10 protein-coding genes are annotated in these 13,290 nt (G+C 62.7%); 1 reads left to right on the forward strand and 9 read right to left on the reverse strand.

The annotated features are described in order from the left end of the window. On the reverse strand, positions 1–871 hold an 871-nt coding region (locus ACPZMI_RS05865), incomplete at its 3' end, for an S-(hydroxymethyl)glutathione dehydrogenase/class III alcohol dehydrogenase (protein WP_426351853.1). A gap of 106 nt (positions 872–977) precedes the next feature. On the opposite strand from ACPZMI_RS05865, the gene ACPZMI_RS05870 reads away from it, so the two are divergent. Beyond that, complete coding sequence (locus tag ACPZMI_RS05870; protein ID WP_186667222.1) at positions 978–1,874, forward strand: LysR substrate-binding domain-containing protein; 897 nt, start codon at positions 978–980, stop codon at positions 1,872–1,874. Between the two features lie 24 nt (positions 1,875–1,898). On the opposite strand, the gene ispD is transcribed toward ACPZMI_RS05870, so the two are convergent. The 8 genes from ispD to dnaE all read right to left on the reverse strand — a co-directional run bounded on the left by ispD (position 1,899) and on the right by dnaE (position 13,285). Continuing rightward, entirely contained in the window at positions 1,899–2,606 is a 708-nt protein-coding gene (ispD, locus tag ACPZMI_RS05875) for a 2-C-methyl-D-erythritol 4-phosphate cytidylyltransferase (RefSeq protein WP_186718859.1), read from the reverse strand. After that, on the reverse strand, positions 2,603–2,884 hold the full coding sequence (gene ftsB, locus ACPZMI_RS05880) for a cell division protein FtsB (RefSeq protein WP_054891061.1): 282 nt from the start codon (positions 2,882–2,884) through the stop codon (positions 2,603–2,605). The genes ispD and ftsB overlap by 4 nt, the downstream gene beginning before the upstream one ends. A gap of 156 nt (positions 2,885–3,040) precedes the next feature. Next, positions 3,041–4,330, reverse strand: a complete 1,290-nt coding sequence (gene eno, locus ACPZMI_RS05885; protein WP_054891062.1) for a phosphopyruvate hydratase — start codon at positions 4,328–4,330, stop codon at positions 3,041–3,043. A 153-nt stretch (positions 4,331–4,483) separates the two neighbouring features. Then, complete coding sequence (gene kdsA / locus ACPZMI_RS05890; RefSeq protein ID WP_186667224.1) at positions 4,484–5,329, reverse strand: 3-deoxy-8-phosphooctulonate synthase; 846 nt, start codon at positions 5,327–5,329, stop codon at positions 4,484–4,486. Between the two features lie 3 nt (positions 5,330–5,332). Next, complete coding sequence (locus tag ACPZMI_RS05895; protein ID WP_186667225.1) at positions 5,333–6,961, reverse strand: CTP synthase; 1,629 nt, start codon at positions 6,959–6,961, stop codon at positions 5,333–5,335. A gap of 269 nt (positions 6,962–7,230) precedes the next feature. Next, a complete protein-coding gene (gene tilS, locus ACPZMI_RS05900; RefSeq protein ID WP_426351854.1) occupies positions 7,231–8,526 on the reverse strand; it encodes a tRNA lysidine(34) synthetase TilS in 1,296 nt (431 codons plus the stop codon). Between the two features lie 181 nt (positions 8,527–8,707). Beyond that, positions 8,708–9,655, reverse strand: coding sequence for an acetyl-CoA carboxylase carboxyl transferase subunit alpha (gene accA, locus ACPZMI_RS05905; protein ID WP_186667227.1), 948 nt, complete (start codon positions 9,653–9,655; stop codon positions 8,708–8,710). A 105-nt stretch (positions 9,656–9,760) separates the two neighbouring features. Further along, entirely contained in the window at positions 9,761–13,285 is a 3,525-nt protein-coding gene (dnaE, locus tag ACPZMI_RS05910) for a DNA polymerase III subunit alpha (RefSeq protein ID WP_186709876.1), read from the reverse strand. Positions 13,286–13,290 lie beyond the last annotated feature (5 nt).

Consider the following 13,290-nt stretch of genomic DNA (forward strand, 5'->3'; position numbering starts at 1 on the left):
CCACACCGATGATCACCGACTCACCCCAGCCCTTGTGGCAGCACTCGAGCGCCGCACGCATCAGTTGGACATTGCCGATGCACTCGAAGGAGAAGTCAACGCCGCCATCGGTGAGGTCGACGATCACTTCCTGGATCGGGCGATCGTAGTCCTTCGGGTTGATGCAGTCGGTAGCCCCCAGCTGGCGGGCGATCTCGAACTTGGCCGGGTTGATGTCGATGGCGATGATACGCGAGGCCTTGGCCTTCACCGCGCCGATCACCGCCGACAGACCAATACCGCCCAGGCCGAAAATGGCCACGGTGTCACCCGGTTTGACCTTGGCGGTGTTGAGTACCGCACCGATACCGGTGGTCACGCCGCAACCAAGCAGGCAGACCTTCTCCAGCGGCGCTTCCTTCTGGATCTTGGCCACGGAGATTTCCGGCAGGACGGTGTACTCGGAGAAGGTCGAAGTGCCCATGTAGTGGAACAACTGCTGCCCTTTGTAGCTGAAGCGCGTGGTGCCGTCAGGCATCAGGCCCTTGCCCTGGGTGGCGCGGATGGCCTGGCACAGGTTGGTCTTGCCCGACAGGCAGAACTTGCACTTGCCGCATTCCGGGGTGTACAGCGGGATCACATGATCACCAACGGCCAGCGAAGTGACCCCCTCACCCACCGCCTCGACGATTGCCCCTCCCTCGTGACCGAGGATCGACGGGAAGATACCTTCCGGGTCCGCACCGGAGAGGGTGTAGGCATCGGTGTGGCAGACACCGCTGGCGACCACGCGCAGCAGTACCTCGCCCGCCTTGGGCATGGCCACGTCCACTTCGACAATTTCCAGGGGTTTCTTGGCCTCGAAGGCAACAGCGGCGCGGGACTTGATCATGGTGGTCTCCAAGCTAGGTATCAGTTAAGGCCACCAGTGTAATTCATGCTTTTTTGATGAATAATCCGAGCAAATGCAAAACATTATTGCCATGAAGGGATAATCAATGAGCAGTCGCTGGGAAGGAATCGACGAGTTCGTCGCCGTCGCCGAGTCGGGCCAGTTCACTGCGGCCGCCGAACGGCTGGGGGTTTCCTCATCGCATGTCAGCCGCCAGATCGCTCGCCTGGAGGAACGCCTGCAAACCCGCCTGCTGTACCGCAGCACTCGGCGTGTGACCCTGAGTGAAGCCGGGCAGACCTTCCTGCAGCACTGCCAGCGCCTGCAGGATGGCCGCGAAGAAGCGCTGCGCGCGATGGGGGACCTGGCCAGCGAACCCAAGGGCCTGCTGCGCATGACGTGCGCGGTGGCCTACGGCGAGCGTTTCATCGTGCCACTGGTGACACGCTTCATGGCGTTGTATCCACAGTTGCGCGTCGAGGTGGAGCTGAGCAACCGCACCCTGGACCTGCTGCACGAGGGCATGGACCTGGCCATTCGCCTGGGACGCCTCCAGGATTCACGCCTGGTGGCCACGCGCCTCGCACCGCGGCGCATGTACCTGTGCGCATCGCCGGCTTATCTGGAACGTTACGGCAGACCGCACAGCCTGTCGGAACTGGCGCGGCACAATTGCCTGGTGGGCAGCTCGGACCTGTGGGTGTTGCAGCAGGATGGCCGCGAAATCAGCCAACGGGTACAAGGCAACTGGCGCTGCAACAGCGGCCAGGCGGTACTCGACGCGGCGCTGCAAGGAATGGGGTTGTGCCAGTTGCCGGATTACTACGTGCTAGAGCATCTGCATGCCGGGGCACTGGTGCCGCTGCTGGAGGCGCACCAGCCGCCGAACACCGCGGTGTGGGCGCTGTATCCACAGCAGCGGCATCTTTCACCGAAGGTGCGGCGGTTGGTCGACTACCTGAAGGATGGGTTGGCAGGATTGCCGGAGTATCAGCAAGGCTGAAGCGCTGCGCTTGTGCCGATGGCCTCAGCGCCGCCCAGCCCAGCGCTGACGCAACCACTCCAGGTCTTCCGGCCGGGTCACCTTGATGTTGTCGCTACGCCCTTCGATCAGACGCGGCGCATGCCCGGCCCATTCGATGGCAGAGGACTCATCGGTCACCGCCACATCCGCCACCAGGCACTCGGCCAGTGCCCGGTGCAGCATGCCAAGCCGAAACATCTGCGGCGTGTAGGCCTGCCAAACAGTGCTGCGGTCCACCGTGGAGCTGACCCGGCCAGTCGCGTCGGCACGCTTGAGGGTATCGCGCGCAGGCACCGCCAGCAGCCCCCCCACCGGATCGTCGGCCAGCTCCGACAGCAGTTTGTCCAGATCGCTACGCGCCAGGTTCGGCCGCGCAGCATCGTGCACCAGCACCCAGTCGTCGTCGGCCGCCCCTTGGGCGTGCAGCAGCAACAGGGCATTCAGTACCGAATCGGCACGCTCGCGCCCACCCGCTGCACGCTGGATGCGCGGATCGCTCGCACAGCGCAAGCCAGGCCAGTAGGGATCATCTTCGGCAACGCTGACCACCACGCCCTTGAGCGTGGGATGGTCGAGAAAACAGTCGAGGCTATGCTCGAGGATGGTCTGCCGGCCCAGTTGCAGATACTGCTTGGGGCGGTCGGCAGCCATGCGGGCACCAATGCCCGCGGCAGGAATCACGGCCCAGAAAGCCGGCTGTTCTTGGATCATTTCTGTGGCAACTGGTAGAGGGTTTCGCCCTCCTTGACCATTCCCAGTTCATGACGAGCCCGTTCTTCCACGGTCTCCATACCTTTCTTCAACTCCAGGACTTCAGCGTCGAGCACGCGATTGCGTTCCAGCAGCCGTTCGTTTTCGGCATGCTGGTCGGCGATCTGCTGTTGCAGCTCGGCCACTTGCGCCAGGCTGCCATTACCGACCCAGAGGCGATATTGCAGGCCTCCGAGCAACAACAGCAGGACGAGGAACAACCAATAGGGACTGCGCATGAAGATATCCAGGGTAAAAGGCCGCCGCAGCGAGCTTCCGATAGCACGAAGCCTGGCCGAGGCCAGGCTTCGTCGACAGAAACCCGTTTGAAGGCGCTGAACACTCAGTAAGAACGTTCAGACAGCCCCGGCTGCTGCCTTTTTACCATCTCTTGCTCAGCCGCGAAACTCGGCACGGCCACGGTAGACGGCCTTGGCACCCAGTTGCTCTTCGATACGCAGCAGTTGGTTGTACTTCGAGACGCGGTCGGAACGGCACAGCGAACCGGTCTTGATCTGGCCTGCGGCGGTACCGACAGCCAGGTCGGCGATGGTCGAATCTTCGGTTTCACCGGAACGGTGCGAAATGACCGCAGTGTAACCAGCGGCCTTGGCCATCTGGATGGCTTCCAGGGTTTCGGTCAGCGAGCCGATCTGGTTGAACTTGATCAGGATCGAGTTGCCGATGCCTTTCTCGATGCCTTCCTTGAGGATCTTGGTGTTGGTCACGAACAGGTCGTCACCGACCAGCTGTACCTTGGCACCGATCTTGTCGGTCAGGATCTTCCAGCCAGCCCAGTCGGACTCGTCCAGGCCGTCTTCGATCGAGATGATCGGGAAGCGCTCGGTCAGGCCTTTCAGGTAGTCGGCAAAACCTTCGGCATCGAACGACTTGCCTTCGCCGGACAGGTTGTACTTGCCGTCTTCGTAGAACTCGGAAGCCGCGCAGTCCAGGGCCAGGGTGACGTCGGTGCCCAGCTTGTAGCCGGCTTTCTCGACCGCTTCGGCGATGGCCGCCAGGGCATCTTCGTTGGAGGCCAGGTTCGGGGCGAAGCCACCTTCGTCACCCACGGCAGTGTTCAGGCCGCGGGCCTTCAGAACAGCCTTGAGGTGGTGGAAGATCTCGGTGCCCATGCGCAGGCCGTCGGAGAAGGTCTTGGCGCCTACCGGCTGGACCATGAACTCCTGGATGTCGACGTTGTTATCGGCGTGCTCGCCGCCGTTGATGATGTTCATCATCGGCACCGGCATCGAGTACTGGCCAGGGGTGCCGTTGAGGTTGGCGATGTGCGCGTACAGCGGCAGGTCCTGGTCCTGGGCAGCGGCCTTGGCAGCAGCCAGGGACACAGCGAGGATGGCGTTGGCGCCCAGCTTGGCCTTGTTCTCGGTACCGTCCAGTTCGATCATGGCGCGGTCGAGTGCTTTCTGGTCGGAAGGATCCTTGCCCAGCAGCAGGTCACGGATCGGACCATTGATGTTGCCGACGGCCTTCAGCACGCCCTTGCCCAGGTAACGGCTCTTGTCGCCATCACGCAGCTCCAGCGCTTCGCGCGAGCCAGTGGAAGCACCAGACGGCGCGCAAGCGCTGCCAATGATGCCGTTGTCGAGCAGCACATCGGCTTCCACGGTGGGGTTGCCACGCGAATCGAGAACTTCACGACCTTTGATGTCGACGATCTTTGCCATTGTTGTAAGCACTCCAGAATTGACGAAAACAACGCAGCTTTGGGAATTCTTGCCGTTCACCAGGCGACATGGCACGGGCAGGCCTGGCGAAGGGAGCCCCTGACCGGCAGGCCAGGGGGTGGAACGGGCGGTACTTTACCCGAGAAATGAGCTTTACGCGGTCTCTACCGTCGGAAAACTTTTCACCAGATCGTCCAGTTGCTTGAGCTGCGCCAGGAACGGTTCCAGCTTGTCCAGGCGCAGGGCGCACGGGCCATCGCACTTGGCGTTGTCCGGGTCCGGGTGAGCCTCGAGGAACAGGCCAGCCAGGCCCTGGCTCATGCCCGCCTTGGCCAGGTCGGTGACCTGGGCACGGCGACCACCAGCGGAGTCGGCACGGCCGCCAGGCGTCTGCAGCGAGTGGGTGACGTCGAAGAACACCGGGTACTCGAACTGCTTCATGATGCCGAAGCCGAGCATGTCGACCACCAGGTTGTTGTAGCCGAAGCTCGAACCGCGCTCGCAGAGAATGAGCTGGTCGTTACCGGCCTCGACGCACTTGGCGAGGATGTGCTTCATCTCGTGCGGGGCGAGGAACTGGGCCTTCTTGATGTTGATCACCGCGCCGGTCCTGGCCATGGCCACCACCAGGTCGGTCTGGCGCGAGAGAAACGCCGGCAGCTGGATGATGTCGCAGACCTTGGCCACCGGCTCGCACTGGTAAGGCTCGTGCACATCGGTGATCACCGGTACGTTGAAGGTACGCTTGATCTCCTCGAAGATCTTCAGCCCCTCTTCCATGCCCGGACCGCGGTACGAAGCGACCGACGAACGGTTGGCCTTGTCGAAGCTGGCCTTGAACACGTACGGGATGCCGAGTTTCTCGGTCACCCGCACGTACTCCTCGCAGACCTTCAGGGCCAGGTCACGGGACTCCAGGACGTTCATGCCGCCGAACAGGACGAACGGCTTGTCGTTGGCGATCTCGATGTTACCGACGCGAATGATCTTCTGGGTCATGGATCAGGCCTTGTTCTTCTGTGCCAGGGCTGCCTTGACGAAACCGCTGAACAGCGGGTGGCCGTCACGAGGCGTGGAGGTGAACTCCGGGTGGAACTGGCAGGCGACGAACCATGGGTGATCCTTCGACTCGACCACTTCGACCAGCGCGCCATCTTCGGAACGACCCGATACCACCAGGCCGGCGTCAATCAGTTGCGGCAGCAGGTTGTTGTTCACTTCGTAGCGGTGACGGTGACGCTCGGTGATCACGTCGCTGCCGTAGCAGTCGTGAACCTTGGAGCCGGCGATCAGCTGGCAGTCCTGCGCGCCCAGGCGCATGGTGCCGCCCAGGTCGGAAGCTTCGGTACGGGTTTCGACGGCACCGGTGGCATCGGACCATTCGGTGATCAGGCCGACTACCGGGTGGCCGCTGTTGCGGTCGAACTCGGTGGAGTTTGCGTCTTTCCAGCCCATGACGTTACGGGCGAATTCGATCACCGCGACCTGCATGCCCAGGCAGATGCCCAGGTATGGAACCTTGTTCTCACGGGCGAACTGCACAGCCTTGATCTTGCCTTCCACGCCGCGCAGACCGAAGCCGCCCGGCACCAGGATGGCGTCGGCGCCTTCGAGCAGGCCCGTGCCCTGGTTCTCGATGTCTTCGGAATCGATGTAGCGCAGGTTGACCTTGGTGCGGTTGGTGATGCCGGCGTGGCTCATCGCTTCGATCAGCGACTTGTACGCATCCAGCAGCTCCATGTACTTGCCGACCATGGCGATGGTGACTTCATGCTCGGGGTTGAGCTTGGCATCGACGACCTTGTCCCACTCGGACAGGTCGGCGCCATTGCACTGCAGGCCGAAGCGCTCGACGACGAAGTCGTCCAGGCCCTGTGCGTGCAGCACGCCCGGGATCTTGTAGATGGTGTCGACGTCTTCCAGCGAAATCACCGCACGCTCTTCGACGTTGGTGAACAGGGCGATCTTGCGGCGCGACGAGGCATCGACCGGGTGGTCGGAGCGGCAGATCAGCACATCAGGCTGCAGGCCGATGGAGCGCAGCTCCTTGACCGAGTGCTGAGTAGGCTTGGTCTTGGTTTCACCAGCGGTGGCGATGTACGGCACCAGCGTCAGGTGCATCAGCATGGCGCGCTTGGAGCCTACTTCGACACGCAACTGACGGATGGCTTCGAGGAATGGCTGCGACTCGATGTCGCCCACAGTGCCGCCGATCTCGACCAGAGCCACGTCGGCATCGCCGGCGCCCTTGATGATGCGACGCTTGATCTCGTCGGTGATGTGCGGGATGACCTGGATGGTCGCACCCAGGTAGTCGCCACGGCGCTCCTTGCGCAGCACGTGCTCGTAGATGCGGCCGGTGGTGAAGTTGTTGTTCTGGGTCATCGTGGTGCGGATGAACCGCTCGTAGTGGCCCAGGTCAAGGTCGGTCTCGGCACCGTCGTGGGTGACGAACACTTCACCGTGCTGGAACGGGCTCATGGTACCCGGATCGACGTTGATGTACGGGTCCAGCTTGAGCATGGTGACCTTGAGCCCCCGCGCTTCCAGGATGGCCGCCAGGGAAGCCGAGGCAATGCCTTTCCCCAATGAAGAAACAACACCGCCCGTGACGAATATGTAGCGCGTCATGAAAAACCCTAGAAGTCTGCGTTAAGGCGGCCAGCGCCGCCGGAGAAAGCGAAGGAAGGCCGAAGCCCCCGATCACCTGCGTCAATCACAGTGCATCTCGAACAACTGCCGCGTCTGTACAGACCGGGGGTATCCCCAGTGTGGAGCTCGCTCGTCATTTTAAGAATCAGCCCAGCAAAAAACTGCTTGGTAATCGGCAACTCCTGTGTTTTCGAGGAACCCACAGAAGCTGTATCAAGAAGGGAGGGTAGTCTACCGGAATGTACCCTTCAGCTCAAACCTTGCACGTTCGTCGGCGGCTGCCACTGCAACTGCCAACCTGCCGGCCCTAGCTCCGGCAGGTTGGCCACCGCCAGCAGGCGCTCGCCCTGCCACAGCAGCGGCAGGCGATGACGGATGAAATGCGGCACGTGACACTCGTTGAGCAGGCGCTTGAGGTCGCGGTGGCCGCGCCCTGGAATATCGAGCACTTCGCCGCCCTGGCGATAGGCGACATGCAGGCCAGGTCCGGGAATGGCACCTACCACTTGCACGCTGCCATTGCCGGGTAGTGAGAGAGACTGGCTCGGGTCTGGCCAAGGCGCCCCACCCTGCGGCGCCTGCAGCCAATCGCCGCTCAACCACCACAACCGCCCATGACTGCGCTGCAGTTCACCATCGGTCAAGCGCCAGAGCGGCTGGGCATCGGCGGCGGCATCACGCAGGTTGTCCCAGCCGGCCCAATGGCGGCTATCGGGTAGACGTGTACGACTGCTAAGCCAGTACTGCAGGGCGTTCCGCTGGCGCGCCGGCGAAAGCGCCGCCAGCACCCCCAGGTCCAGCGAGTCCAGGCATTGCCAAGGCGCTATTGCGCCAGGGCTTGCGGCAGCGATGTCGGTGGCGGCGAGTTCGTCCAGCAGCGCCAGGGCCTCGCCCAGGTGCGCGGCGCTGCGCGCCAGGCTCTGGCTCGCTTGCGGCCAGCGCTGGTGCAGCAGCGGGAACACGTCGGCGCGCAGGAAATTGCGGGCGAAGCGGGTATCGGTGTTGGACGGGTCTTCGATCCATCTCAGCCCCGATGCCTGGGCATACCGCTGCAACTGATCCCGCGCCAGATCGAGCAACGGCCTGACCAGCCGCCCCTGCCCCAGCGGACGGGATGCGGGCATCGCCGCCAGACCGCGCAGGCCGGCACCGCGCAACAGGCGAAACAGCAGGGTCTCGGCCTGGTCATCGCGGTGCTGGCCGGTGAACAGCACTTCGCCCGGCTGCAGAACCTCGGCGAACGCGTCGTATCGCGCCGTGCGGGCGGCTTGCTCGAGGCTGGCGCCTGAAGATACCTCGACATGAATGACATCGAGCGCAATGCCCAGGCTGTCGCAGACATGGCGACAGTGATCCGGCCAGGCGTCGGCAGCGGCTTGCAGGCCATGGTGAATGTGCAGGGCACGCACCGGTGGACTGTCGTGTTGCCGGGCGTGACTGGCGAGGAGGTGCAGCAGGACAGTGGAGTCGAGGCCGCCGGAGAAGGCAATGTACCAGGTGGGGGCCTGCTGCCAGGGGAGCAGCTTGGGGGTGAGGTCAAGCATCAGGCCCTCACAGGACTTGGAATTGCCGGAGCCGCTCGCGCCCCATTCGCGGGCAAGCCCGCTCCCACAGGGAGATTGGGCTGGACTTTAGATGTTGAACAAGACAGTTGCTCCCAAATAGCATCGTTGCTTCTGTGGGAGCGGGCTTGCCCGCGAACAGGGCGCAAAGCGCCCCTGCCAATCAGAGACCGTAGCTCATCAGGCGATCGTAGCGACGCTTGAGCAGAGTATCGTTGTCGAGCTTGCCCAGCATGTCGAGCTGCTCGAGCAGGTCGGCACGGATGCTGGCCGACATCTTGGCCGGATCGCGGTGAGCGCCGCCCAGTGGCTCGCTGATCACCTTGTCGACGATGTTCAGGCTCTTCAAGCGCTCAGCGGTGATGCCCATTGCTTCGGCAGCGTCCGGCGCCTTGTCGGAGGTCTTCCACAGGATCGAGGCGCAACCTTCCGGCGAGATCACCGAGTAGGTGGAGTATTGCAGCATGTTCAGTTGGTCGCACACACCGATGGCCAGTGCGCCGCCCGAACCACCTTCACCAATCACGGTGGCGATGATCGGGGTTTTCAGGCGCGCCATGACGCGCAGGTTCCAGGCGATGGCCTCACTCTGGTTGCGCTCTTCGGCGTCGATGCCCGGGTAGGCGCCTGGGGTATCGATGAAAGTCAGGATCGGCATCTTGAAGCGCTCGGCCATCTCCATCAGACGGCAGGCCTTGCGGTAGCCTTCAGGACGCGGCATGCCGAAGTTGCGACGGACCTTCTCACGCACTTCGCGGCCCTTCTGGTGACCGATGACCATCACCGGCTTGCCGTCCAGGCGCGCGGTACCGCCAACGATCGCGGCGTCGTCGGAAAAATGACGGTCGCCGTGCAGTTCTTCGAACTCGGTGAAGATGTGATCGAGGTAGTCCAGCGTGTACGGACGACGCGGGTGGCGTGCCAGGCGGGCGATCTGCCAGCTGGTCAGGTTGCCGAAGATGCTTTCGGTCAGGGCACTGCTCTTGTCTTGCAGACGGGCAATTTCATCGCTGATGTTCAGCGAGTTGTCGTTACCAACCAGGCGCAGCTCTTCGATCTTGGCTTGCAGGTCGGCAATCGGCTGTTCGAAATCGAGAAAATTCGGGTTCATAGGCATCCGTCTTGGGTCTACGGCCAGGCGGCCGGCCGGTTGATCCGTTTGGCGCCATACCTTACGGGATCTGGCGCATTCAGGTCGAGATTAAAATTCGTCGTTTCAACGGTATTGCAGGAAGACGTTCTCACGTCCGAACTGGTCACGCAGCGCCTGAATCAGGCCATCGGCGGGATCGATCGACCACTCGTCGCCGAACTGCAGCATGGCCTTGGCATCGCTGCCGGTGTACTCCAGCGTGATCGGGCAACCGCCGCGATGACGGGTGATCAGCTCGCCCAGCCAGGCCAGGCGATCTCCCTTGAGTGCTTCGTGGGCGATCTTCAGGCGCAGGCTTTCGGCCAGCTTGGTGCGGGCATCCTCCATGGTCATCACCTGCTTGACGCGCAGGCGCAGGCCGCCGGAGAAGTCGTCGTTGCTGACCTCGCCTTCGACCACCACCATCGCGTCGGTCTGCAGCAGCGCCTGGGCCGCCATGAAGGCATCGGCGAACAGCGAGGCCTCGATACGACCGGAGCGGTCGTCGAGGGTGACGAAGCCCATCTTGTCACCCTTCTTGTTCTTCATCACCCGCAGGGCAATGATCATCCCCGCGATGGTCTGAGTGTCGCGTGAAGGCTTGAGGTCAACGATGCGCTGGCGAGCGAAACGGCGGATCTCGGTTTCGTACTCATCGATTGGGTGACCGGTGAGATATAGCCCGAGGGTATCCTTTTCGCCTTTCAGGCGCTCCTTGAGCGTGAGCTCGCGGACCTTGTGGTGGTTGGCATAGACATCGGAATCCTCTTCGACGAACAGCCCACCGAACAGGTCGATATGGCCGCTGTCAGCGGTGCGAGCGGTCTGCTCGGCCGACTTGATCGCCTCTTCGAGCGCCGACAGCAACACCGCGCGGTTGCGGTCGATGTTGGCCTGGTAGGCCTTGATCTCGTCGTGGAAGTGCGGCCCCAACCGGTCCAACGCACCGCTGCGGATCAGGGCATCGAGGGTGCGCTTGTTGATGCGCTTGAGGTCGACGCGCTCGCAGAAGTCGAACAGGTCCTTGAACGGGCCGCCTTCGGCGCGCGCCTCGACGATCGCCTCCACCGGGCCTTCACCCACCCCCTTGATCGCACCCAGGCCATAGACGATACGACCGTCGTCGTTGACGGTGAACTTGAAGTCGGAGAAGTTCACGTCCGGCGCATCGAGGCGCAGCTTCATGCTGCGCACTTCCTCGACCAGCACCACCACCTTGTCGGTGTTGTGCATATCCGCCGACAATACCGCAGCCATGAACGGCGCCGGGTAGTGGGTCTTGAGCCAGGCGGTCTGGTACGAGACCAGGCCATAGGCTGCGGAGTGAGACTTGTTGAAGCCGTAACCGGCAAACTTCTCTACCAGGTCGAAGATGTTACCGGCAAGGTCTGCATCGATGTTATTGGCCACGCAACCTTCGATGAAACCGCCGCGTTGCTTGGCCATTTCCTCTGGCTTCTTCTTGCCCATGGCCCGACGCAGCATGTCGGCGCCACCCAGGGTGTAGCCGGCCATCACCTGGGCGATCTGCATCACCTGTTCCTGATACAGGATGATGCCGTAGGTGGGGGCCAGTACCGGCTTGAGGCCTTCGTACTGGTAATCGGAGTGCGGATAGGCCAGCTCCGCGCGGCCGTGCTTGCGGTTGATGAAGTCGTCCACCATGCCCGACTGCAGCGGGCCGGGGCGGAACAACGCCACCAGTGCGATGAGGTCTTCCAGGCAGTCGGGCTTGAGCTTCTTGATCAGCTCTTTCATGCCGCGCGATTCAAGCTGGAACACCGCCGTGGTCTCGGCCTTCTGCAACAGCTCGTAGGTCTTGCGGTCGTCCAGCGGGATGAAGTCGATGTTGACGTCGGGCAGGTCTTTCTTTTTCTGCTCGCGGTTGATGATCTCCATCGCCCACTTGATGATCGTCAGCGTCCGCAAGCCGAGGAAGTCGAACTTCACCAGGCCCGCAGCCTCGACGTCGTCCTTGTCGAACTGAGTCACCAGGCCGCCGCCCTCTTCGTCACAGGCGATCGGCGAGAAATCGGTGAGTTTGGTCGGCGCGATCACCACACCACCGGCGTGCTTACCGGTACCGCGAGTGACCCCCTCGAGCTTGAGCGCCATGTCCCAGATCTCGCGAGCGTCTTCATCGCCCTTGAGGAAGTCGCGCAGGATCTCTTCCTGCTCGTAGGCCTTCTCCAGGGTCATGCCCACTTCGAACGGGATCATTTTCGACAAGCGGTCGGCCAGGCCGTAGGACTTGCCCTGCACACGCGCCACGTCACGCACCACCGCCTTCGCGGCCATGGTGCCGAAGGTGATGATCTGGCTGACCGCATTGCGCCCATAGGCCTCGGCCACGTAGTCGATCACCCGGTCGCGACCATCCATGCAGAAGTCGACGTCGAAGTCGGGCATGGAAATACGTTCGGGGTTGAGGAAGCGCTCGAACAGCAGGTCGTAGGCCAACGGGTCGAGGTCGGTGATCTTCAGCACGTAGGCCACCAACGAACCCGCACCCGAACCCCGGCCCGGCCCCACCGGCACGTCGTTGTTCTTGGCCCACTTGATGAAGTCCATAACGATCAGGAAGTAACCGGGGAAGCCCATCTGGATGATGATATCCAGCTCGAACTTCAGGCGGTCCAGGTAGACCTGACGTTTCTCTTCGTAATTGGGCGTGGTCTCTTTCGGCCAGAGCACGGCCAGACGTTCTTCCAGGCCCTCGTGGGAGACGTGGCGCAGGTAATCGTCGATGCTCATGCCGTTGGGCGTCGGGAAATCGGGGAGGAAGTACTTGCCCAACTGCACCGTGATGTTGCAACGCTTGGCGATCTCGACAGTGTTGGCGATCGCGTCCGGCAGGTCGCTGAACAGCTCGGCCATCTCCTCGGCCGACTTCAGGTACTGCTGATCGCTGTAGCCGCGCGGGCGCCGCGGGTCGTCCAGGGTCCAGCCCTCGCCGATGCAGACGCGGGTCTCGTGGGCGTCGAAGTCAGTCTGTTTGATGAAGCGTACATCGTTGGTCGCCACCAGCGGCGCGCCGACCTTGTCGGCGAGGGCCACGGCAGCGTGCAGGTATTCTTCGTCGCCTGCGCGATTGGTGCGCTGCACTTCTACATAGAAGCGCTCCGGCAGCATCTGCATCCAGTCGCGTAGCAAGGCCTCGGCCTCGTCGCTGCGACCGGAGAGCAGCGCCATGCCGATATCGCCCTCGCGCGCCGCAGACAAGCCAATCAGGCCCTCGCTGGCGGGCGCGATCCATTCACGCTGGATGATCACCAGGCCGTTGCGCTGGCCTTCGGTCCAGCCCTTGGAGATCAACTCGGTGAGGTTGCGATAGCCCCGGGGGTTCATGGCCAGGAAGCAGATACGCGACAGCGGTGCCTCCGGATCGGCACCGGCCAGCCACAGGTCGGCGCCGCAGATCGGCTTGATCCCTGCGCCCATGGCGGTCTTGTAGAACTTCACCAGCGAGCACATGTTGCTCTGGTCGGTGATCGCCACCGCCGGCATGTTCATTCCGGCCAGGGCCTTGGCCAGCGGCTTGATCCGCACCAGACCATCGACCAGGGAGAACTCGGAGTGCACACGGAGGTGAACGAAGGAGACCGACATTGAAG

Origin of the sequence: Pseudomonas wayambapalatensis (genome assembly GCF_049942315.1) — a bacterium.
GTDB classification, from domain to species: domain Bacteria; phylum Pseudomonadota; class Gammaproteobacteria; order Pseudomonadales; family Pseudomonadaceae; genus Aquipseudomonas; species Aquipseudomonas wayambapalatensis.